We start from the raw sequence: 21,830 nt of genomic DNA, 5'->3' as shown, positions 1-21,830 counted from the left end.
TTTTAAAAAAGCAATTAATGAACACATGTGGGCTTAAGAAATCTGATATGGGATCTCATATACGGAGTAGCTGAGATAATAGGATCGCCTATATACAGGAGATACCTGAGAAATAAGGTGAAAAGAGGACCAGTTCCAAATCACGTGGGGATAATACTGGATGGAAACAGAAGATTTTCGATAAAATCAGGAATTTCCTTCAGGGAAGGATACAGGATAGGAGCAAAGAAGGTGAGAGAGATCTTGGACTGGCTGGACGAGCTCGGAGTGAGGCACGTCACTCTTTATGCTTTCTCAACGGAGAACTTCAGAAGGCCAAGAGATCAGGTTGATGCGATATTCGATGCGATGAAGGAGGAATTGGAGCTCATTAAAAAGGATTTGGATAGGCTGAGGAAATCTAAGACAAGGTTTAGAGCAATAGGAAGGGTTGATCTTCTACCGGAGGATTTGAGAGAGAGGATAAAATATCTTGAGGATATAACAAAAGATTTTGGCGATAGAACAATAAATCTAGCTGTTGCATATGGAGGAAGGGCTGAGATAGTGGATGCTGTGAGAAAAATAGCTAGGATGGTGGCTAGAGGTGAAGTTCTGCCTGATGAAATAGATGAAGAGCTTATAAGGAGAAATCTTTATGCACCCGATCTTCCAGATCCAGATCTCATAATAAGGACATCAGGCGAGGAGAGGCTGAGCAACTTCCTGCTCTGGCAGTCAGCATACTCAGAGCTTTACTTCTGTGAGGCATATCTTCCAGAGTTCAGAGAGATAGATCTTCTCAGGGCGATAAGAGACTTTCAGGGAAGAGAGAGGAGACTGGGAGGCTAAGAATTCGGTCAGAACTCGGCAAAAACATCATCTTTCAGCAGGCGATTTTCATCATCCCATACAATCTCAAGCTGGAAGCTTATAAACTCTCCTTATCCAAGTAACCTACTCCACGACTGAAGTCGGGAGCTTTGTAGGTTCATCCTGCAGTCCCCTACGGGCTGGGTTACTCAGCCCTGCTAGGAGGGCCAAGTCCCTCCTAGCTATATTCACTGAGGCGTTATAATCTGCATCATATTTTCTTCTATTCGTCTTTCCTGAAACCTTCGCTTGGACAGATAGCTTCAGGGCAACCTGCCCAGCCTTAGGAAAGGAGAAATATTTAAGCCTTGCTGCGATTCCTCTCCACAACTGAAGTCGGGAGTCTCCTCGCATTGATCTTGATGAAATTACTAGACTGCTTCAAGTGGGGATAAAGGTTAAATAGGAGTTAGTTTTGTTTCGCAACTTGATGCCCGAGATAACATGCCCTGTCTGTGGATTTGAATTCTACATGAATGAGAGCAATTATGAGGGTGAGATCCAGTGCCCAAAGTGCAAAGCACTGCTTGAAGTATCGATAGAGGATGATGAACTTGTTGAAATGAGAGTGATAACAGAGGGAGTTGAGGAAGAGCTCTGGGAAGGAGATGAAGAGTACTGGGAGGAAGAGGAAGAAGAGGGCGAGGAGGAATACTGGGAGGAAGAGGAGGGGTACTGGGAGGAAGAGGAATAGTCTCACGTAATATTTTTAGGAGAGACCCTGAACTGCACACCTGTGAAGGACATAATTTCGATAATAAAGGAGAACGAGAAAAGATATCTTAATCCCCTTGGTCTGGACAAGGGAACTATAGTGAGATGGGCCAAGGGAATGGATTTAGTCAGAAGTGAAACTGTTTTCTACACAGGAGGGCTCTATCAAATGGTCCCCTACATAGAGAAGTTCGCTAGCATAATGGAGAAGATGTATGGAATCTCCAGCACAACAATTGGAATTGCTAGGTTGTTAAGCAGGGCAAAAAGCCTTGCATCCCTTGTTCCAGTAGGAAATACTGAGAGGTATAATAAGATAATAAGGAATATATTTACAGTCCTCAGAACGAGAATAAATGAGCTAGGATATCTCTGGGAGGATGACATATATTCGGGTGCTCTCTACTACGATCTAGGTTTGAATAGAACATTTGAGTCTCATATAAAAGTTGTCAGTGATATAATGAGAAGAAACAATGTGAAAAAAGTTATAACAATAGATCCTCATACAAACTTTGTTCTGAGAGAGTTGATGCCCAAATATACTGATTTTGATGTGGAAGTTCTTCACTACACCGAGGTTTTAAGCGATCTCTCAATTAAAGCAGATGGATATGTGCTGCATGAACCTTGCTACATGGCAAGATGGTACAATCTCTCTGACAAATTATGTTCCATTCTAAATGGTGTCAAAAAACCAAAAACAAGTGGTACCTACACAAACTGCTGTGGCGGTCCAATAGAATCCCTGTTTCCGAAGATAGCAAAAAGAATAGCCAACAACAGATTAAGAGAACTCAGGAAAATCTCAGAAAATGTGCTTGTTTCGTGTCCCATATGCCTTGCAAACCTGAGCAGAGCAGGAGGAGCGAATATAGTTGATGTAGGGGAGGTGATACTATGATGAGGGAGATCATAGAGAGGGCTTCCGAGGATGAGGATCTTTCTATTGCGCTGGAAAGAGCAATAGAATCCTATATGGACAGCAGAGTTAGAGTGCTGAGCAGATATCCCTACATAACGGAGCTTGCGAAAGAAGTCAGAAGGATAAAGGAGTTATCAATAGAGAGAATAGAGGAGCTCATTAGGGAGGCAAAGGATTCCATGGAGGAAAACCGCATGAATGTGCACATAGCCGAGGATGCTGAGAAAGCTAGGGAGATAGTGGGGGATTTAGTGGGCACAGGAAAAATCGTTGTAAAGACGAAGAGCATAACTTCCGATGAGATCAATCTCAGGAAGTTCCTGCAGGGAAGAGGAAATGAGGTTTGGGAGACAGATCTAGGGGAGCTTATAGTCCAGTGGCTTGACTCAAAACCGATGCACTTCATAACCCCATCCATAAACATAAGGAGGGAGAAAGTGGCGGAGCTTATAAGGAGAAATATAGGAGAAAATGTGGACAAAGACGATATACCGGGCATGACATATGCTGTAAGGAGGTTTCTGAGAAAGAAGTTTATAGATGCTCATGTAGGCATAAGCGGGGCAAACGTGATAGCTGCCAACACTGGAAGTATATTTATAATAACAAATGAGGGAAACGGAAGGCTTTGCACATCCCTTCCTGAGAAACACATAGTTCTAGCAGGGGTGGAGAAAATTGTTCCAAGTCTGCATGATGCCTTTAAGGTGAGCGATGTGATAATGAAATATGCCGGCTACAGCGCTGCATCCTATTTAAGTGTGATATCAGGACCGAGCAAGACCGGGGATATAGAGAAGAAAGTTGTTTTTGGGGCCCATGGGCCAAAAGAAGTGGATGTGGTGCTCTTGGATAATGGAAGATTGAGAGCATCCAGAGATGAGAGGCTAAGAGAGGCCCTTTACTGCCTCAGATGCGGTTCATGCCAATATCTCTGCCCTGTCTTTCGCTTAGTAGGCGGATATTGGGGAGGAGATGCTTATGTAGGAGGAATTGGCATACTTTGGAATATGATAATAGGCAATTATGAAGAGGCAAAAGCTCAGTCCCTTTTCTGCTTAGGCTGCCACGAGTGTGAACTTGTCTGTCCAATGGGGATAAAAACTGCCGATATAATCAGGGAGATAAAAGCCGAGTATATGAGAGAGATGGGACTTGATTGATCCTCGAAGAAAAATTTAAGTCTATTTTTTGCACAAATGGATAAGTTGTCCATCAACATAATAGCAACATCGGATATTCATGCTCCTGCTGGATTAAGCCTTCTCAGAAAAGCGACCTCCTCTGTCAATTTTGACGCAGACATAATGATCCTTGCAGGAGATCTCATAGATAGAGGAAAAAAAGAGTATTATGGAGAGGTGCTAAGAATTTTAGATTCTCTAGGGGATATCCCCAAGATTGCTGTCTTCGGAAATGATGAGTTTGATTCCATAAAGGAGGATCTGAAAAAGGAGTTTGGAGGGGAGATAATATTCTTGGATGATGGAGCACTCACCATGGTGATATCGGGAATTAGTGTTGGGATTGTGGGAACAAAGGGTAGCTTGGAGAGGCCAACAAGCTGGCAGAGGAGCAATATTCCGGGCATATCAAGGATATATGAGGAGAGAATATCCACAATTGGAAAGCTGATCTCAGAGCTTAAAACCGATGTGAGAATTCTGGTGTCGCACTACGCTCCAACCTTCAGGACTCTGGCGGGGGAGGATCCTTCCACTTGGAAGTTCCTAGGACATAGAGGGTATGAGGAGATAATAGTGAAGAACAAGCTCAGCTTAGTGGTGCACGGGCACTCACACAGAGGTCTGAGGAAAGCTGTTATTGGATCAACTCCTGTGTACAATGTTGCCCTTCCACTGTGGAAGGAGCTTGTGTGCATAAGCATCTCCGCAAGCCCAGCTGGGCTAAATAGCTTCCTCTAATCTTTAAGTTAATTATGCATTAGTACATCAGCATTTATCGTTGTTATCTGATGAGGCCTCCTCGTTCAGTTTCCTAACTCTCTCTATAAGCTCATCTATCTCAGGAGGTCTGTATCCCTTTCCCAAGATTTTGCACAAAATTTTCCTGTAAAAGGGCATTTTTATTCTACCGCCACATGCATAAGGATGGCCTCCTCCTTCATACTCCTCGCATACCTTGCTCAAGTTCTCGGATCCTTTGCATCTGTATAGAGAAAACTTTTCGCATGAGAAGATAACTAAAGCAAAGTCAAAATCCTCTTTTAAGCATAGTTCCTTGGCTATTACTGATCCTGGACCTCCCGATGGTCTCAAATCTATTAGAACAAATTTTTTACCACTGAATGTTGTGAGAAACTGATAGTTCACCTCTGTACGACTTTTTCCCTCCTTTTCCATGCTGTTTTTGAGCTTCTCCTCAAGCTCCTCGTCCATAAACTTTCCCTCAGCCATTAAATCCACTATCCTCTTTCTGAGCTTTGATCCCCTGGATCCAGCCCTGTACAACCTGCTTATCTCCATCGAATACTCGGCTGTGTCCGCATCATCTGCTATCTCCGCTATCTTCCTTGAAACTTCGTCCTCAGGATTTAATATCTCCATTACAAGTCTAGCAGCACTTTTTTCCTCCTTCACATGAATCTCAGCATATCTACCTATTGTTTCAATAGCCTCCTTTGTCCATGGATGATGGTCTATCCATGTGATCTCAGATCCTTTCTCCTTGAGTCTCTTCAATTTTCTAGTTATTTCACTAAGAGCTGAAGGATTTATGGCAACATCCACTATGAATATCTTGTGCTTTCTCCTTATCATCCCAAGCATTTTGCTAACAGATCTAGGACCTGAGAACACTACGTAGGAATCTCCTCTAGCTCTCTTGACTATGGCTGCAGAGGCCATGCCGTCGACATCTCCATGTGCTATTGTTATGTTCTCGGGGATCAAGCCTATGGCATCTGCGAGCATAAATGAGAGAATCCATTTCATTCTTTTTATATTCAATTTTCATCACTTCTCTAAGCTTTCCAGATTTTCTCCATCTAAAAATCTCCTGAGCTTTACAGGAAGATCCCTCAAACTGATCCTTATCTGCTTCATTGTGTCCCTGTCCCTAAGAGTTACAGTATCGTTGACAAGCGTCTCATGATCTATGGTCACGCATGCCGGTGTTCCAACTTCGTCCATCCTTCTGTACCTTCTTCCTATGCTTCCGCTATCATCGTAAAAAACGTAGAATCCCTCTTCCATGAGATTTCTCGCCACTTCCTTAGCTTTTCTCACCATATCATCCTTCTTAAGAAGCGGAAAAACTGCTACTTCTATTGGAGCTATTTTTCTGGGAATGCTGAGCCATACTCTCTCCTCATCCTCCCTGTATGAGTATGCAAGCACATGATATACCACTCTGTCGACTCCCACAGATGGCTCATAGAGATGTGGAAGAACCTTTTTTCCGTCCGAATCTACCTCTAACTTCACTCCGCTGACCCTTTGATGACCTGATAGGTCATAATCTGTCCTGTAAGCGTTGTTAACAAGCTCTGTCCAGCCAAGATCCTCCGTATATGCCTCTAGATCCCAGTGAACTAGAGCATAATGAGCTTTCTCCCCTTCCAGAAGCTCCCTGTATCTCAATCTTTCAAGCGGGAATCCCAAGATTTCATTGAAGAACCTCTGATAGAAGACAAGCCAGTAGGTTATCAAGGGGTTTACCGTATATCCGGATTCTAATGCCTCTTTCACCGTCATTTCAGTTATTCCTCCAGTAATTCTGTCCTTCGGAGTGTGAAATCTGAGCTTGTAATCATATAGACCTTCAAGCTTTTCTCTATACGAATTTACATCTTCTGGATCAAAGAAAACATGAAGTTCCAGCTGTTGGAATTCCCTCATCCTTATCAGAGCTCTTCTTGGTGCAATTTCATTCCTGAAAACCTTTCCAACTTGGGCTAGGATGAAAGGAAGCCTTCCCCTTGAGATCATATATGCCCTTTTGAATTCTATAACACTTCCTTGAGTAGTTTCAGGTCTTAATGCTGCATTTGGTGCTGTTGCATCTGCTCCCACAGGAAAAGTAAACATCAAGTTGAAGTGCTTCACATCAGTCCAGTTGATAGAGCCGCATTTTGGACATTTAACGTTTTTAAGAAGCTCTGCAAGCTGAGAATCGCTCATTCCCTCCAGATTTTCCTTGGTATTAGTGGACTCTTCTATCAGCTTGTCGACTCTGAACCTGCTGTGGCATCGCTTGCACTCCACAAGCCTGTCGAAAAAGTGCTCAAGATGACCAGATGCCTCAAATACTTTTATAGGAAGCATCACTGGGGTTTCTATCTCAAGAGCACCTTCTTTGAGCACGGCTCTCCTCCATAGCTCTATTATCTTGTTTTTCATTCTGGTGCCTAGCGGCCCGTATACCCAGAAGCCTGCTGGAGAATCTGCATATAGATCCTTTGCTGATTGCCAGAAGAAGCCCCTTCTTTCAGCTAAATCCAGCACCTTCTCAAATGATCCCGTCATCCTCTAGCCACCCAGTCTATTATATAATCAGGTATTCCAGCCTCCTCCTCAAGTATCCTATTTATTTCAGCCTCGCAGATGCCATCCTTCTTCAGTTTATCCCTCAGATATTTTGCTGTCTCTGCCCTCTCCCAGAAATACACAACCCATCTATCTGTCTGCTCCACAAAGTATTCTGGTTTTACTGAGCTCCATGGCTTGTAGTGAAGGGTTGCTATCCTCACTTCTGAGGCACCCATGCTCAGTAAATAATCTTTAGCCACCTTCAGGCTTTCTCCTGTGTCAGCAACATCATCAACAAGCAAAACTTTCTCTCCATTGAACTTCCTTGATATGGGCTCAACAACCCTTGCACCTGCTCCTTTCTCAACAGCAGAATAGTGCTCCACTCTTATCGCTCTTATATCCCTCACATCAAGGTAATCGCTTAGAAGTCTCGAGATCACCATTCCTCCTCTATGTATGCTGACTATCACATCAAACTTGTAGCCAGAATCTTTTATCAACTTAGCTAATTTAAAAGATAGCTCTACAGCTCTCTCAGGAGTTATGGGCAGAAATTTCATTGCACCACCACTAGTGAATTATGAGCGGTAGAATGGCTATCCCCAAGGCAGTTAATATTGTTAGGACAGCTGGAAACCACTTTGGCACCTTTATTGCTCCAGTATCCTCTGTAGAAAAGCTAAGTATACCTGCAACTGACATAGGCATTATGTCCCTTCTCTTGCTTTTCTTGGGCAAAACATACCACCTCCTTCCTTCATGCAAATGACATAAATAGAGCCTTCTGTCAGCTTAAAAACTTCACCGCTCGATAATTTATTTGAAGTTATAGAATATAGAGTTTCACAGTTTCTAGAAAGCTACTTTAGTATATAGAATCAAGCTGAAATGTTGATTCTCCCTCAGAGTAGTTTTAAACTATATCAGATAGGCTCTTTTCTGCCATTCATCCCTCTCCAAAACTTCCCAAATTCGCCAGATATCATCAAATCCTTTCCTCTGAAAACAGGTCCATCGACACAGACCCTGAACCCATTCAGAGCACAGCTCCCACATATCCCCAGACCGCATCTCATTATCCTTTCCAATGACACTTCTGCATCTATCTTTATTTTTCTGAGTATCTCATATGCCATCCTTTCCTTTCCGCATATATAGGCTAAATCGTACCCAGAGTCGGGTATCACATCCGTGATAACTCCTTTTACCCCCATGCTCCCATCCTCTGTTGTTATTACAATTTTTTCCGCCATGCTCTCCAAGATCTTCAGCTTTATCGCAGAGCCTCTGTCCTTAAATCCAAGGAATACATCAACTCTTGATCCAACCTCTTTTAATCTCCTCATTAGAAGAGGAAATGGAGCAGCACCATATCCACCTCCTATCAGCATTGCTCTTCCTTTCACAATGCTAAATCCCCTCCCATAAGGTCCTCTAAATCTTATAATATCGTTAGGTTTCCTTTCAAACAGATATCCTGTTACCTTACCCTTTTTTGCTATCAGAAGCTCAAATACGTCTTCATATAGATCGGATATGCTGAAAGGAGCTTCTCCTATTCCAGGAGCCCAGATTAGGATGTACTGCCCAGGATCAGCTGATATTTCATGCTTTATTTTGAAAAGCCTCACATTTTCATTGATCTCCTCTACCTCCTCTAAAACTCCCTTTTTGTACAATTTATCACCTGAACTGATCCAGTATATCTTTTCTCTCCAAGATAGCGCCACAGTACTCACATCTGAGCACAAGAGGTGAGTCAGAAATCCTCCTGAATGTTGGAATTACTGCTTCCCTCTGCTGATTTGTTATACACATTGGATTTGGACACCTTATTATTCCTCTTATCACCTCTGGAACAGAGACCTTTCTCTTCTCCACAACTCTGTAGTCTCTCACTATATTTATAGTTGCATCCGGGGATATCAGAGCTATTTTATCCACTTGATCCTGTGTTAGCTCTCTTCCTTCTATCTTCACTATGTCCTTTTTTCCCATTTTTCTGCTGGGAACATTCATCACAAGAGCTACTGTCATTCCCTCTTCTCCTGTTATTCCTAGGACTTTCAGAACATTAAGAGAGCTTCCAGGGCTTATGTGATCTATTACAGTTCCCTCTTTTATTCTTCTTACTATAAGTTTCTCCTCCTCTTTTATCATATCAACCACCCAATATCAGCTTAAGAAGGGCCATCCTAACGGGAACCCCATTTGCCGCCTGCCTGAAATATGCTGCATGAGGTGTTGAGTCCACTGAAATATCTATCTCGTCCACTCTTGGCAATGGATGCATTACAATGGCCTCCTTTCTAGCACTTGCCAGCATTCTCGCTGTTATCCTATAGCTTCCTCTCACTTTCTCGTATTCAGCTGGATCTGCGAATCTCTCCTTCTGTACTCTTGTGACATATATTACATCCAGCTCACTTATGACATCCTCTAGTCTCTCTACTTCAGAAAATTTGATATTGTTGTCTTTCAGATAAGCTATCACATCCCTTCTGGCCTTAAGCTCAGGAGGTGATATGAGAAACAGCTTTACATTGTACTTTGAGACTCCAAGTATGAAGGATGATGCCGCTCTTCCGAACCTAAGATCGCCCAGAACCCCGACATTTAGCCCATCTATGTGGCCAAATGTCTCCTTTATTGTGAATAGATCGAGCATTGTCTGCGTGGGATGATTCTTGCTCCCGTCCCCTGCATTTATAACAGGAGCATCTGCAAGCTCAGCCGCCAGTTTTGCGGCTCCCTCGAGCCTGTGTCTTACAACTATTATATCAGAGTAGTTGTCGAGCATTCTTATAGTGTCTGAGAAGCTCTCCCCCTTCTCAATAGAAGTTCCCTCTTCAGAGGAAAACCCTATGACAGAACCACCCAGCCTCAACATAGCCGTTTGAAAGCTCAATCTCGTTCTTGTGCTGGGCTCAAAGAAGGCTGTAGCCATTATTTTGCCTTTTAAATCATCTGTTCTCTTCCCTTTTAGCTTCTCTGCTTCCTCCATTATCAGATCCAGCTCAGATCTGCTGAAATCCACTATGGAGATAACATCCCTTCCAGAAAGCTCACTCAAGTTCCTTGATCACCTCCTCCACTCCAGATATGGCACCTGCTTCCCTTAACTCTAAAAGCACCTTTTTCAGCGTAGTTATGCTTATCAGCTCCACATCTTCTGCCATTAAGTTTTTTCTTGCACCCTGTCCTCTATCAACAACAACAAAAGCCTTTCTAACCACAGCTCCCTGCTCTCTTAAAGCTTTTACAGCCTCAAGAATTGATCCACCTGTTGTGGCCACATCATCCACAACTATCACATTTGCGCCCTTCTTCACCTCTCCCTCAATCCTCTTCATTGTGCCATGCTCTTTCTCCGATCTCCTGAAATATATCAGCGGTTTTTCCATCAGATAAGCTATTACTGATGATAGAGGAAGCCCTCCCGTAGCTATTCCACAGACAATGTCGAAGTCCAAGTTTTTCAGAGCTTGTACTGATAAGCTGACTATCTTCCTGAATACCTCGGGATGGGATGGAACTATCCTCAAATCCAGATAAACAGGGCTTCTCATGCCGGAAGAAAGGACAAAATTCCCCAGTTTCACGGCCCCTATAGAGTGAAGATCAAGGGATATGCTCTCTATAATGCCCTTCACAGTTACCAAGGAGTCTATTTAAGCTTTTTTCTTATACTTTCCAGTCCATAGAGTGAATTTCTAGGACTTTACTTCTTCAACTTCCGCCCCCATCTGAGTTAACTCCCTTATAAGATCTTCTTTAGCATATTTAAGCTCTTTTCTCGCTTCATTTAAATCAATTGAGCTGGATTGTATGTGGATTTTCTGAACAGGAACCCCTAGCTCCTTTCCCTGTGGATGGCTTTTTATGTAAACTCTGTGCTTCCCCATCACCCTCTCTATTATAGGGGCAATAGTGGACTCGGGAAGGCCCCTAGATAGAATTTCCTCCTCAACAAACTCTATTTTCGGCCCTAATTTCCTCAAAATTGGTTCTATACTCTCCTCAAAAATGGCCATCATCTCGGAGGGCACCCCAGGGAGGGAGAATATCAAGGTGCCGTTGAGATTCATCATTATGCCGGGAGCGGTGCCTACCGGGTTCCACAAAGGCTCGGCTCCCTCAGGCATTTTGGCCATCTTTATCCTGTGATCAGTGAGATCAAGTCCCATCTCCTTATATTTCTTCTTCACCATCTCCAAGGCCTTATCGTTCACAACCCAATTCCTGTTGAAGGCTTCTGAGAGACATTTAGATGTCATATCGTCGAAAGTAGGACCAAGTCCACCTGTGCTTATTATCACGCTTGCTCCCATCTGTTTTGCGGTATTAAAGGCCCATTTTATGTCCTCACATTCATCCATTACCGTTAAGGCAGCTCTTACTCTGTAGCCAAGTAGAGTAAGCTTTCTTCCAAGCCAAGAGAGATTTGTGTTCACCACCTTGCCTATCAGCATCTCATTACCTATGCTTATTATCCACGCATCCATCCAGCCTTATTCAGATGGAGTTCTTTAAATCGTTTTCTAGAAAAAGGCAATTAACTGAGGTCTGCCGGACATTACGCCATCGAAAACTTTTCTACATCCTTCCATGTCAAGAGATGAGACAAATCTATCTATTGCTATCTCGCTTCTCATTTTGGGATTTTCCTCACGGGAACTTGGCATCCTCTCTACCCCTCTCTCAAGGAACATAATTCTTATGAGGGATCTCGCTGCTAGGATATCATCGTAATCGTCCTCCTTCATTCCCCAGTAGCGTCTCAATACTATGGTGTGGCTGGGAGGGAATATGTACCTCAGTTTTCCGCCTGTTATCCTAGACACAGCTCCGCTCAGGTGAAACACCGGTTTTATACAGGCTTTTATTCCGGTTTCCCTCAAGTTTTTCATTAACTCCCCGGAGAGAGGTGTGTGAAGATCCCCCGCTTCAACATAGATATTTCTGGCACTGTTTGATAGTATTCTCTGACATATTTCCAGAGCCCTCATCCTTATCCTGAGCTTTAACATCTCAGCTTCTGCTCTCGATAGCTCCTTTATTGCCTCTACAGCGGCATCAAAATTGTTGAATGAGCTGTAAAACTTTATTGATGCTGCTGCTCTCATCTTCTCTATTCTGTAAACCTCGCTGAGAACAGGGTCCTCTTCTATAGTCCTCAATATCTCCTCAGTTGATGCATTTCCCTCCATTTTGTATATAATTGAATAGATATTGTCGAGAGCTGACATGTATGGATCCACCTGAATTATCCTTATCCCTCTTTCAAAGAGCTCTATCATCACTTTGTAGAGTGCTGAAGAGAACTTTGGGAATGCAGGTGTCTTTGCAAAACAGTCCTCCTTAAGATGCCTCATGTATTCCTCCACTGAGATCCTCTTCCTCAACATTTCCTCAAAAAGCTCATCTTCCGGTTCTTCCAGCATTATAAGGTCACATTTCTCCATGTACTCTTTCATCTCGCTTATAGCCTCAAGCCAATGCCTTGAATGGCCCACTATAATTGTAGTTTGCATTAGCATGACAGCCTATTTTACTTTTTAACTCTTACTAGATCGCAGGATCTATCCTCTACTTTAATATTTACCTCAATAACATTTCCTTTCAATAAAGTAAAGCATCTCATTCCATCTGTCCCGAGTATCAACCAGAACCTGTAGCCCCACATGTGCTCTATATCTGCACTACTTGGATAAGCTTTCCAGAATGGATGGCTATGGAATATTCCTATTATATCTCTTTCTCCTAACTCTCTTGTTATCAATGCCAATATTTCAGGGGATACTGAGAAAGATAAAGGTGATCTGTCCTCATTTGGAACCAGATAAATGACATCCACCTGCCCATAAAGGTCATTTGCCCTTCCTACAAGTATAGCAACAGCCTCGTTAGGCATAGCTTCATCTGAATACTCTTTTAGAAGTTTTACGGCATCCCTGCATATCCTGAGATCCACAATAGAAATAAGGGCTGAAAGTTAAATAAGCATAGGGGAATAGGGCCTGATGTCAGATGACAGAAGAGCTGGATCTGCTGATAGAGGGCAAGATATACAGTAATGGAGAGATAGTTGAGGCATATCTCGGAGTAGTTGATGGCAAAGTAGCAGGAATCTGGATTAGCGGGACATTTAAGTACAGAGAAAAAAGAGCTCTGGAAAGCAAGGAAGTAGCCCTTCCAGGGATGATGGACATTCATGTGCACATGAGGGGACTTGAGCAAAGTTACAAGGAGGACTGGTTCTCCGGGACAGAAGCAGCCCTTAGGGGAGGTGTTACTGCCATTTTAGACATGCCAAACAACAAACCATGGATAAGAGATGAAAATACATTGATGAGAAAGATGGAGGAGGCAAAAAACATGGCATTAGTTGATTATGGATTTTATCTCGGAGTTCCAAGGTCAGCAGGTGAGCTGGATAAGGTGAAGGATTTTGTCGTCGGCATAAAAATATATCCAGATGAGATATCAGATTATCTGGATCCAATTTTACAAAGGGCAAAGGAACTAGGTCTCTTCAGGATCTTTCATGCAGAAGTAGAGGGAGATGAGGTTAAGGGCATTAGGACTGTTATGAAATTTATCGAGAAATATGGAGGACACATTACTCATGTATCCTCTGCTGAAGGAGTTAGGCTTTTGCTAAGCGCAAAATCTCAGGGAATTGAGGTCAGCATGGACACCTGTCCCCATTACATATGGCTAACTGAAAGAGATATTGACTGGAGAGGTTATGTGAGACCGAGAATAAAGAGCAGCATGGACATGACTGTGATAAAAAGCTCGGTGAAATCCTGCCTTTTTGATGCAATATCAACGGATCATGCACCTCACACTGAGGAGGAGAAGAAAGGTGGGGCAACTGGAATACCCGGGCTTGAGACCGCGTTACCCCTACTCTTTACCTCTGTGTATAAAGGGGAATTTCCCCTGAAAGCGATTGATCTGTATTCAAGAAACCCTGCTGACATTTTTGGCGTTAAAAAAGGATGCTTCCTTCCTGGAAATGATGCTGACATTGTAATATACGATTATTCAGATAGAAGGAAGATAAGAGGCTCGGATTTCTCGTCTAAAGCAAAATTCACACCGTTCGAGGGGTTTGAAGTTGTGGGAAGAGTGTCCTCTGTCTATATAAGAGGGGTTCTGGCTCTTGATGAAGGAGACTTGAAGGTGTCTAGAGGGTTCGGAAAGCCTATTGTCAGGGGAAAGAGTTTTCATTTTGAATGAGAAGTGCACTGCTTTGGATATCCATTATATTAAAATTTAGTTCCATATTCAAAACCATTGACAACAGTTAAAATTTAAATTACGATTGGAATTTTTGCCCTTATTCTGAGCTGATTGAACTCATCTATTCCCATCTCAGCTATTTTTGCAGCCAAATACAGGTCTCCCAGTTCAACAAAGCACTTCAGAGCTGATCTCAATGGCTCAGGCTGTTCCTCTATGAACTTCCAGTCTGCATGCTTTCTCCTTATCTCCCTTGCCTCCTCGTCCTCCTCCATCCACCTCTCAATGATATTAGCCTCTATCACAGGAAAGCATATCTAATGAAGTTTAAAAACTTTTGATGAATTTTGTAGTGTCAGAAAGCTAGTGTTTGAGTGTGGAGAAAGTATTAAAGTGAAACCATTAAGTAGCTCGAGATGGATGAAGTTAAAATCCTCATTGAGCTAGTTAGGACAAGAAGCCTTTCAGGAGAGGAAAAGGAGATAGCTGGAGTAATAAGAGAAAAGATGGAGGATGTCGGTGTTGACTCCGTGAGAGTGGACAGATTGGGGAATGTTATAGCTGAGGTTAAAGGTGGAGGAAGGAGAAAGATAATGTTTGAGGGTCACATGGATCATGTTCCTGAGGGAAATATTGAGAACTGGAGAGTACACCCGTATTCAGGCGAGATAATAGATGGAAGGCTGTATGGAAGAGGTTCTGTTGATATGAAGGCCTCAATAGCTGCTATGATATCAGCAGCAGGCAGAATGAGGGAGCTTGAGGATGACATCTACTTTGCATTTGTGGTCCATGAGGAGGATCAGGAGGGTTTTGGCATAAGATATGTAATCGAGAAAGAGGGCATAAAACCTGATGTAGTTATTTTGGGAGAACCCACAAACCTTAATGTGGCTATTGGTCATAGAGGGAGGGCTGAAATATTGTTGAAAGCTGCAGGGTTATCGTGTCATTCAAGCATGCCTGAGGAAGGAGAAAATGCACTCTTTAACATTATCGATGCCATCAGCAAGATAAGACAGCTGGATCTCAGATATCATCCTCTTCTGGGAAGAGGAACTATTGCTCCTGTGAGCATAAACTGCAAACCTGGCATAATTCCAGTGATACCTGAGGAGTGCACTGCACTACTTGATCTGAGATTTGTCCTTGGAGAAAACATAGAGGAGATCCTGGGAAGAATTGGCTCAGACAAGGTTTCAGCTCAGATCGCTAAAAGAAAGATAAAATGCTACACAGGATATGAGGAGGAAGTTCTGGCACTTTTTCCATCTTGGATATATGAGGGAGTGCTCTCTGATAGGGCAGTGAGAGTTCTGCCTCAAGCAAAGAAAATTGTGTGGAGATTTGGAACGGATGGATCGTATACCGCAGGGATTGCAGGAATACCAACAATAGGATATGGGCCGGGAGATGATAGACTGGCACATAAACCAAATGAAAATGTAAGCGTAGATGATGTAAGAAGAGCTGTAAATGGTTATCTCAGCCTAGCAGAAAACATCTTTAATGAAGAGACAACAGAAAGAACGGCTTAAATGATGCAGGTAACATTTTTACTATGAATCTGGTGGGATATACCAAATAAGCCTTTTACTGCTTGTATTAACCTGTAAATGTGGCATATACCAAACGTCAGAGTCTCCAAGAAATCCTTGCTTTCTTAATGCCACGTTCGAAGACCTCATCTTCCTCTATATCACCCAGCTCTGATGAAAGTTTCTCTATGGGATCCACGATTTCCTGAGGAGTGAGCACTATCTTCCCATCTTGAACATCCACTAAGAGTATATCACCTTCCTTTAATCCCATTTCATGCTTAATCCACGCAGGAAGTTTAATTACACCACCCTTGTGGACTTTAGTTATCCCATGCATGATAATCCTTATAAAATATGTTTGTTGGAGTTATAAAGGTTATCATGGACGCTGTGCTTTGCGATACTGTCTGTATATGGGCACTCTATTTCAGGGATTCAGCATACAGAAAGCATGTTCTAGAACTCAGAAGCGAGAACAAACTCTATTGCCCGATATCTGCCTTATGGAGGCTGCTTATTCTATCTTTGAGGCAAAAGGTGAAGAGGAGCTCAAGAAATATGCTAGCTTTATCAGGGCCCTTCCTTCTGCAAAAACATTGAAATAGTACCACTTCTATTAGATGACCTAATTGAAGCCTTAATTTTAGTCTCGGAGCATCCTCAGTTCTTCTTGGATCAGGAAAATCTTTGCCTTTATGATGCAATGATAGCGGCTATCTGGAGGAGAACAAGAGCAACTCTTGCGACATCGGATAGAAACCTGATGAAGTTCGGAAGGAACAGAGGACTTAGTGTTGTAAGACTTAGAAAGACCAAACTGAGGACTTGATATCAGAGATGAACTGCTTCAGAGGAAATATGAGCACAAATTATGCAGAAGATTTTGAGAAGTTAACTTAAATCCGACAGAAAAATTTTTAACGAGAAGAGATAAAGAGCATATGCACAGAAAATTTATCACATATGTGATGACTGCTATCTCAGCATCTGGTGTGTTTCTCAGTTTTTATGTCCAGTACTTCCTTGGCATACCCCCGTGTTTGGAATGTATTATTCTTAGGTACTCTTACTTGTTGCTTGCATTGATTTATCCTCTTTCCTTGATAAAAAGGAGCATTTTGCCTATAATAGCTGCAGTATCAGTGATTATAACAGCTGTGTCCATTTGGGGGGTCCTAGGATATCTGGGCATTCTTCCAAATCCATGCATAGAATCCTGTCCCATAGGCTTAAGTGCCGAGATAGGGAGAAATTTATCTGCTCTTGCTCTTTTTGGCGGAGTTTTATCGCTTATAGCCTCAAATCTCCTCTGGAAGAAGTCGAATTCCTAGTTTAGATGCCTCTTCCCTCAAATTTTCATCGAAGGATACCAAAGTTCCCTCATTATATGCCACAGTAAGTACAGCTCTGTCTTCGAAATCCTTTATACCGCCTATAATAGCTTCAAGATAATCCTCCTTCCTCATATGGAGCAACTCTGCCCTCTTATCTGCTAATATCTCCGATATTATTGAGAAAGCTGTCTTATCCTCAATACCGGATCCCCTTAAGAACCAGACAAGCTCATGAACAACTATATCCGGAATTAGCCATGTGGATAATGAATTAAGCACCTTTCTGGCAGCTTTATGCCTCTTCTGATCCTCAAAGATGTAGTATATAAGTGCATTAGTGTCTACCACTGCCCTCAAGCTCTCGCCCCTGCTGCTATCAGTTCATCTATCTCCTCCATTGATGCATCAAATCCAAGCTTGAACCTCATGTTTCCTCTTTTAACCGTGATAAAATCGTTTATTATCACCATATCCCCATCTTTAAGACCCAACTTCCTTAAAACCTCTCCTTCTACAACTATCCTGCCGTTTTTCACGATAAATACAGGCAATTTTTATCACCTATGACCGGTAGAACATTTACAATAAAAGCTATAATTCTCCTGCTATTGCAGGAAATTCCTATTTTTAAAAATTTCTAATCAGCTCTTATCGGGCAATTTATAATGCCTTCTGCTTAGATCTTAAATTTTAAAATGCCCTTTTCTCTAGATTCTACTTAAGGTGGATTATATTTCCCTTCTCACTCTTCTCCACTTTTATTAAACCTTTCTCGCTTAACCTATTTATCTTTCTCCATACAGTGGTTTTAGGAAGTCCAAGCACTTTTACCAATTCGGATTGGTACATGGATCCTCCTCTTCTCATAAGTTCGTCTAATATTGCTTTCTCATCCGAATCCAGCTGATCCGATCCGCTTTTCCTTTTCCCCCTCTGATACAAGAGAAGAGCTGCTAAAGCAATGATTACTGGTATGAGAATGTATATGAAATTAAATGTTAAAGCTGTGCCCGTTTTTCCCTCCTGAGCACTTGGTTTACTTGGTTGAGCTGGACTGCTTTGAGATAGATTGCTTGGCATTATTGGCATGTAGCATATCCATACGTTCCCTTTGCTGAAAGTTAGGCTCAGAGAGTCTCCTATCTTCACCACTTTATCCGGCGTCTCTGATACTCCTACCATTACGGATCCAGGTGGCAAGGTAACATAAGTGGTGTCAGCATCATAATTTATGGAGAAATTCCATATGGCTCCTTTCTTTGATGTGAGTGCCGGAGTTTGAAAGATCACAGTGATTCTGCTAGAGTTCTCAAGATCAATGAAGATATCTTTATTTATGGCTGTATAATTCAATATAATATTATTTTCATTTATAACCATTAAATACTCATAGTTGTCTACTGGAAGAGCAAGTGTTAGGTTTTTCTCTTGGCTACTTACTCTTTCTGTTATCTCCACATGCGCCCAGCCATCGGAAAAAAGGGTTACATTCAGCTCTCTCCCGTGTTCAGCCCTAGCTACCTGAGGAATTATTATGATAAGAAAGCAGAGAAGGAGAATTAAGCGTCTCATCCTTTCACCTCTAACAAAAGAAAAAGAAAGAAGGGGGATTAATAAAGATTCTGATCAACCGTGCCCAGATCCATGACCTCCCTTACCATGTCCAGGAGGCATCTGACTGCTGCCTCCTGATGCATTTCCTCCAGAACCTCCTTGCCATCCGGGCGGTACGAATGTCTGGTTACCTTTCTTCTGCTGTCCTGGTGGAATCCATGTTTCATTGCCCGCATGAATTCTCTCCCTCAGTTTCTCCTTTATTCTCTCCTTTATCCTCTCCCTCCTGAACTCATTCACGCACTTCTTCAGCTCCTTGACTGCTTCTCTTAATTCTTTAACTATATTGTTGAGCTTGTGTGCCACATCACTTGGTTTTCCGCTCAACAGGCTTAAGTTCAGCTGAGAGGATATGTTCAGCAACAGAGCTTTAACTGCTGATACATTTACTCCAGCTTTTTCGCATGCCATTATAGAAGCATTTAACCTAGCCATCATCACCATATGCCTAAGGTAAGCAGCATAGAGACCGGGAGCAGTGTAATTCGTCGTGTTCGATGACCACTTAACAAGAATTGCTGTATGAACAAATGCTGATGTAAGCTTGTTTATTGCCTCTATTGCAAGTCTTGATGCTTCCACACAGTTTCCTGCTGCCAAGGCGTCTTGGGCTTTTGATATCAGATAATCTCCCTCGCTTATAGATCTGTTAATGAGAGAGAAGAGTGTATATGGAGCAAAAGCAGAGGTGTTTGTGGCATTTGCTGAGATAGCAGGAGCTGTTAGGTTTATTGATGAGAACATGAGGAGAAGCTGATTTCTAGCAGTATGGTAGTTGCTTATTAGTGCTTGGGCTGTAGAGCAGCTGTCAGATGCAGCCGAGAATGACGGTATGTATGCTATTAGCAGCACCATGAAGCCCGCAAGAACAAACCTCTTTTGCAACCTCATCTGCATCACCACGCTACTTAAGCTGTTTCATTTATATAAGGGCTCGTTCCGGAACCGTTCCACTGTAGTGGAACGAGGAAGTATATTCTATAAATCTATACCAATTGATCTAAAGTCATCCACTATTACGGTCTCTATTTTGGGCATATCATTGAACTCTGTGTGAAAATTGTAAGCTCCTGCATTGAGAAAGTATATTTTGTCCCCTATTCTTAACTCTCTGTCCAAATAGACCGAGTATCTGAATATATCCAAGGAGTCCGGTGATCTTCCTTTCAGCGTATATCTTATTCCATTCTCCTTCTCTCCGAGCACGGGCAGCCTTATGTTCAGCAGGTAGGTGTCTATGTAAGCATTGAATATAGAGCAATCCAGCACTGCTGTATCATCGTAAACGTTCACTACTTCAGCTTCGAGCACAACACTTGGGCCTGCTATAAACCTGCCGGGCTCTGCCATTAATTTTATTTCCCCTAGAAATTCCTTGAATTCCCTTATCTTTGAGAGTATTAAGTCTATTTTTGGGCTTGAGTTTCTGTACTCAACGGGTATACCTCCCCCTATGTTCACTATATCTATTATATCAAACAATTTTCTGTCCACAGCATCAGAAAAATCCTTAATCAAGTCCCATTCACCAACATTCTGGGTTTTTCTGTGAAAGTGAATTCCAAGATTCTCTATATTTTTATTTTTCCTTAGCTCTGGAAGAATCTCATTGAGCTTCTTCCAATCTATCCCATAGACAAAGTATTTTCCCGTATACACAGTGTGTTCTTTCATTTTAATTCTGACAAAAAGATCTATCTTATCTTTTCTCTCCTCCACTATATTAAGAAATCTCCTGAGCTCAGGTATATTGTCGACTACAAACCTCCTGACACCAGATTCAAGTATCCTATCAACTTCTTCCTTTTTCTCTCCTTGCAGAAAGTATACAACTCTGTCATAATCACCTTTAAGAGATCCGATGGAGCTTATAGCCACCAGAGAATCAGTCTCCCTCAGTATGCTCCAGACGATGGGGTTTGTTTTATAGTTATATGCTAGAATATCAACCATTCTCCTTATGATCTCATACTGCTCTAGCACTTTCCTTCTGCTCATCAGGAATCTAGCCATCAGACACCCTCCACAATCCCCTCCTTGCTCAATACATCCAAAGCATAGCATACAGCTATCGGAAAGAGTATTGTTGCATCCCCTATCACCGTTACAGAATCAGAATCATCCTTTATCTTCCCCCAGCTCTTCGCTTCTGATGTTGTGGCACCACTCATGCTGCCTGAGGATGCATGAGATGTGGTTATATAAACAGCATAGTCAGCTCCTCCGCTGAGCAGTGTTGCCAGCATGGCATGATGTTTTGACACGCCCCCTCCGAGCGCTATTAGTCCCTTCTTATCCTCTTGGCTGAGGGAGAATAGAAGGGTTGAGAAATCCTCTATTATGTCTATTTGTGCATCTGGATTTCTCTGCCTTGCCATGTAAAGGTGGAAACCCATGGCGCCATCTGTTATGGCAGGACATAGGACAGGCACTCCCCTTAAAGCCGCCTGATAAAGGAATGAGTTCCTGTCATCCAGCCTAATCCCTATCTCTCTCAGGAGGCTTGACACCGATATCCTAGGACTTTTTCTGAATATCTCATCCAAGACGTGTGTTATGTAGTTTTCAAATCTCACGTAACTGTCGTTGCTTATGAGGAGGTTCCCTACTCTGTTCATTCCGTCCTCATGAAGCTTTATGTCATCCGTATCAAACCTGTGAATGTAAAACTTCTCCCCTATCGCCTTCATTATGTCCTCCTCTATCGCACCAACTGTGGTCACAACAATGTCCACCATCTTCACCCTTATCAGCTGGGCAAAAAGACCCCTGAGACCTGAAGTGCCCATGTTTGATGTAAAGCTCAATATAACCTTGGCTCCTTCTCTCTTCATTTTTACCATTATCTCAGCTGCCTTGTACAGCTCTATGCTTTGAAATCCTGTGGTTGAGAATTGTTCCACCAGCTCCTTGACTGTCAACCCAGGTCTCCAGAGAAGATCCCTCACATACTCCATAGGAAGTAAAGATGCCCAGCCTATATAAGTGAGCTGCTCCACGACTAAAGTCGGGAGCTTCCAGCGTTTAGAGCAGGCTTTGCGCCTTTCCCCTCATCTGCTGGTTCGGGGGGCTCACAGCTCCCCCATCCCATGCCTCTCGTTAAGGC

General features: G+C 42.6%; 30 protein-coding genes. 10 read left to right on the top strand and 20 right to left on the bottom strand.

Features of this window, described 5'->3' with window-relative positions; all coding sequences use genetic code 11:
* Nucleotides 1-27 precede the first annotated feature (27 nt).
* Nucleotides 28-831 carry a polyprenyl diphosphate synthase gene (uppS, locus tag D6D85_RS15580; RefSeq protein ID WP_237558880.1) on the top strand — a complete coding sequence of 268 codons (804 nt, stop codon included), beginning with the start codon at nucleotides 28-30 and terminating at the stop codon, nucleotides 829-831.
* 105 nt (nucleotides 832-936) lie between these two features.
* On the opposite strand, the gene D6D85_RS15575 is transcribed toward uppS, so the two are convergent.
* Nucleotides 937-1,182: a hypothetical protein gene (locus tag D6D85_RS15575; protein ID WP_125672979.1), complete on the bottom strand. Its 246-nt coding sequence runs from the start codon at nucleotides 1,180-1,182 to the stop codon at nucleotides 937-939.
* A gap of 100 nt (nucleotides 1,183-1,282) precedes the next feature.
* On the opposite strand from D6D85_RS15575, the gene D6D85_RS15570 reads away from it, so the two are divergent.
* From D6D85_RS15570 to D6D85_RS15555, 4 genes are read left to right on the top strand one after another with little or no spacing between them, the layout of a single operon-like run.
* Nucleotides 1,283-1,546 (top strand): hypothetical protein, encoded by a 264-nt coding sequence (locus D6D85_RS15570; protein WP_202617284.1) that lies wholly within the window; start codon nucleotides 1,283-1,285, stop codon nucleotides 1,544-1,546.
* A gap of 42 nt (nucleotides 1,547-1,588) precedes the next feature.
* Nucleotides 1,589-2,470, top strand: coding sequence for a (Fe-S)-binding protein (locus D6D85_RS15565; RefSeq protein ID WP_125672978.1), 882 nt, complete (start codon nucleotides 1,589-1,591; stop codon nucleotides 2,468-2,470).
* A complete protein-coding gene (locus D6D85_RS15560) occupies nucleotides 2,467-3,654 on the top strand; it encodes an LUD domain-containing protein (RefSeq protein WP_125672977.1) in 1,188 nt (395 codons plus the stop codon). Before D6D85_RS15565 ends, D6D85_RS15560 begins: the two co-directional genes overlap by 4 nt.
* 36 nt (nucleotides 3,655-3,690) lie before the next feature.
* Entirely contained in the window at nucleotides 3,691-4,416 is a 726-nt protein-coding gene (locus D6D85_RS15555) for a metallophosphoesterase family protein (RefSeq protein WP_125672976.1), read from the top strand.
* A gap of 27 nt (nucleotides 4,417-4,443) precedes the next feature.
* On the opposite strand, the gene D6D85_RS15550 is transcribed toward D6D85_RS15555, so the two are convergent.
* The 11 genes from D6D85_RS15550 to D6D85_RS15505 all read right to left on the bottom strand — a co-directional run bounded on the left by D6D85_RS15550 (nucleotide 4,444) and on the right by D6D85_RS15505 (nucleotide 12,958).
* Nucleotides 4,444-5,460, bottom strand: a complete 1,017-nt coding sequence (locus tag D6D85_RS15550; RefSeq protein ID WP_125672975.1) for a DHH family phosphoesterase — start codon at nucleotides 5,458-5,460, stop codon at nucleotides 4,444-4,446.
* 6 nt (nucleotides 5,461-5,466) lie between these two features.
* Nucleotides 5,467-6,978: a glycine--tRNA ligase gene (locus D6D85_RS15545; protein ID WP_125672974.1), complete on the bottom strand. Its 1,512-nt coding sequence runs from the start codon at nucleotides 6,976-6,978 to the stop codon at nucleotides 5,467-5,469.
* Nucleotides 6,975-7,544, bottom strand: a complete 570-nt coding sequence (locus D6D85_RS15540; protein WP_125672973.1) for a phosphoribosyltransferase — start codon at nucleotides 7,542-7,544, stop codon at nucleotides 6,975-6,977. Before D6D85_RS15540 ends, D6D85_RS15545 begins: the two co-directional genes overlap by 4 nt.
* 10 nt (nucleotides 7,545-7,554) lie before the next feature.
* Complete coding sequence (locus D6D85_RS16625) at nucleotides 7,555-7,722, bottom strand: hypothetical protein (RefSeq protein WP_161969934.1); 168 nt, start codon at nucleotides 7,720-7,722, stop codon at nucleotides 7,555-7,557.
* Nucleotides 7,723-7,907: 185 nt separating this feature from the next.
* Entirely contained in the window at nucleotides 7,908-8,663 is a 756-nt protein-coding gene (locus D6D85_RS15535; protein ID WP_125672972.1) for an iron-sulfur cluster-binding protein, read from the bottom strand.
* Nucleotides 8,664-8,667: 4 nt separating this feature from the next.
* Entirely contained in the window at nucleotides 8,668-9,144 is a 477-nt protein-coding gene (gene pyrI, locus D6D85_RS15530; protein WP_202617283.1) for an aspartate carbamoyltransferase regulatory subunit, read from the bottom strand.
* A 1-nt stretch (nucleotide 9,145) separates the two neighbouring features.
* On the bottom strand, nucleotides 9,146-10,057 hold the full coding sequence (gene pyrB / locus D6D85_RS15525; protein WP_125672971.1) for an aspartate carbamoyltransferase: 912 nt from the start codon (nucleotides 10,055-10,057) through the stop codon (nucleotides 9,146-9,148).
* A complete protein-coding gene (pyrE, locus tag D6D85_RS15520; RefSeq protein WP_237558883.1) occupies nucleotides 10,050-10,637 on the bottom strand; it encodes an orotate phosphoribosyltransferase in 588 nt (195 codons plus the stop codon). The genes pyrB and pyrE overlap by 8 nt, the downstream gene beginning before the upstream one ends.
* A 60-nt stretch (nucleotides 10,638-10,697) precedes the next feature.
* Entirely contained in the window at nucleotides 10,698-11,489 is a 792-nt protein-coding gene (locus D6D85_RS15515) for a nicotinamide mononucleotide deamidase-related protein (RefSeq protein ID WP_125672970.1), read from the bottom strand.
* A gap of 36 nt (nucleotides 11,490-11,525) precedes the next feature.
* On the bottom strand, nucleotides 11,526-12,518 hold the full coding sequence (locus D6D85_RS15510) for a hypothetical protein (protein WP_125672969.1): 993 nt from the start codon (nucleotides 12,516-12,518) through the stop codon (nucleotides 11,526-11,528).
* Nucleotides 12,519-12,535: 17 nt separating this feature from the next.
* On the bottom strand, nucleotides 12,536-12,958 hold the full coding sequence (locus D6D85_RS15505) for a M67 family metallopeptidase (RefSeq protein WP_125672968.1): 423 nt from the start codon (nucleotides 12,956-12,958) through the stop codon (nucleotides 12,536-12,538).
* A 56-nt stretch (nucleotides 12,959-13,014) separates the two neighbouring features.
* On the opposite strand from D6D85_RS15505, the gene D6D85_RS15500 reads away from it, so the two are divergent.
* Nucleotides 13,015-14,232 (top strand): dihydroorotase, encoded by a 1,218-nt coding sequence (locus D6D85_RS15500; RefSeq protein ID WP_125672967.1) that lies wholly within the window; start codon nucleotides 13,015-13,017, stop codon nucleotides 14,230-14,232.
* Between the two features lie 74 nt (nucleotides 14,233-14,306).
* Here D6D85_RS15500 and D6D85_RS15495 read toward each other — a convergent pair whose 3' ends face one another.
* On the bottom strand, nucleotides 14,307-14,510 hold the full coding sequence (locus D6D85_RS15495) for a hypothetical protein (RefSeq protein WP_373695752.1): 204 nt from the start codon (nucleotides 14,508-14,510) through the stop codon (nucleotides 14,307-14,309).
* Between the two features lie 141 nt (nucleotides 14,511-14,651).
* Here D6D85_RS15495 and D6D85_RS15490 point away from each other — a divergent pair, with 141 nt between their 5' ends.
* Nucleotides 14,652-15,773, top strand: coding sequence for a YgeY family selenium metabolism-linked hydrolase (locus tag D6D85_RS15490; protein ID WP_125672966.1), 1,122 nt, complete (start codon nucleotides 14,652-14,654; stop codon nucleotides 15,771-15,773).
* A 97-nt stretch (nucleotides 15,774-15,870) separates the two neighbouring features.
* Here the strand turns inward: D6D85_RS15490 and D6D85_RS15485 are convergent, their stop codons facing one another.
* Nucleotides 15,871-16,113: an AbrB/MazE/SpoVT family DNA-binding domain-containing protein gene (locus tag D6D85_RS15485; protein WP_125672965.1), complete on the bottom strand. Its 243-nt coding sequence runs from the start codon at nucleotides 16,111-16,113 to the stop codon at nucleotides 15,871-15,873.
* Nucleotides 16,114-16,157: 44 nt separating this feature from the next.
* On the opposite strand from D6D85_RS15485, the gene D6D85_RS15480 reads away from it, so the two are divergent.
* The 3 genes from D6D85_RS15480 (at nucleotide 16,158) to D6D85_RS15475 (ending at nucleotide 17,107) form a co-directional block, all read left to right on the top strand.
* A complete protein-coding gene (locus D6D85_RS15480) occupies nucleotides 16,158-16,376 on the top strand; it encodes a hypothetical protein (protein WP_125672964.1) in 219 nt (72 codons plus the stop codon).
* Nucleotides 16,377-16,446: 70 nt separating this feature from the next.
* Nucleotides 16,447-16,605 (top strand): type II toxin-antitoxin system VapC family toxin, encoded by a 159-nt coding sequence (locus D6D85_RS16620; protein WP_161969933.1) that lies wholly within the window; start codon nucleotides 16,447-16,449, stop codon nucleotides 16,603-16,605.
* Between the two features lie 112 nt (nucleotides 16,606-16,717).
* On the top strand, nucleotides 16,718-17,107 hold the full coding sequence (locus tag D6D85_RS15475; protein WP_125672963.1) for a disulfide bond formation protein B: 390 nt from the start codon (nucleotides 16,718-16,720) through the stop codon (nucleotides 17,105-17,107).
* On the opposite strand, the gene D6D85_RS15470 is transcribed toward D6D85_RS15475, so the two are convergent.
* From D6D85_RS15470 to D6D85_RS15445, 6 genes are all read right to left on the bottom strand, one after another.
* Entirely contained in the window at nucleotides 17,075-17,458 is a 384-nt protein-coding gene (locus D6D85_RS15470) for a PIN domain-containing protein (protein WP_237558882.1), read from the bottom strand. The genes D6D85_RS15475 and D6D85_RS15470 overlap by 33 nt on opposite strands.
* 5 nt (nucleotides 17,459-17,463) lie before the next feature.
* Nucleotides 17,464-17,661, bottom strand: coding sequence for a hypothetical protein (locus D6D85_RS15465; RefSeq protein ID WP_125672961.1), 198 nt, complete (start codon nucleotides 17,659-17,661; stop codon nucleotides 17,464-17,466).
* Nucleotides 17,662-17,824: 163 nt separating this feature from the next.
* On the bottom strand, nucleotides 17,825-18,682 hold the full coding sequence (locus D6D85_RS15460; RefSeq protein WP_125672960.1) for a helix-turn-helix transcriptional regulator: 858 nt from the start codon (nucleotides 18,680-18,682) through the stop codon (nucleotides 17,825-17,827).
* A 54-nt stretch (nucleotides 18,683-18,736) separates the two neighbouring features.
* Nucleotides 18,737-19,615 carry a hypothetical protein gene (locus tag D6D85_RS15455; protein ID WP_125672959.1) on the bottom strand — a complete coding sequence of 293 codons (879 nt, stop codon included), beginning with the start codon at nucleotides 19,613-19,615 and terminating at the stop codon, nucleotides 18,737-18,739.
* Between the two features lie 87 nt (nucleotides 19,616-19,702).
* The gene (locus D6D85_RS15450; RefSeq protein ID WP_161969932.1) at nucleotides 19,703-20,737 is read right to left on the bottom strand and encodes a decarboxylase; all 1,035 of its coding nucleotides are present in this window, start codon (nucleotides 20,735-20,737) and stop codon (nucleotides 19,703-19,705) included.
* Nucleotides 20,737-21,681 carry a deoxyhypusine synthase family protein gene (locus tag D6D85_RS15445; protein WP_125672957.1) on the bottom strand — a complete coding sequence of 315 codons (945 nt, stop codon included), beginning with the start codon at nucleotides 21,679-21,681 and terminating at the stop codon, nucleotides 20,737-20,739. The genes D6D85_RS15450 and D6D85_RS15445 overlap by 1 nt, the downstream gene beginning before the upstream one ends.
* Nucleotides 21,682-21,830 lie beyond the last annotated feature (149 nt).

Source organism: Candidatus Methanodesulfokora washburnensis, assembly GCF_003947435.1.
GTDB lineage: Archaea > Korarchaeota > Korarchaeia > Korarchaeales > Korarchaeaceae > Methanodesulfokora > Methanodesulfokora washburnensis.
The sequence above is the reverse complement of the archived record's forward strand: the minus strand, read 5'-3'. Positions and strand labels throughout refer to the sequence as shown.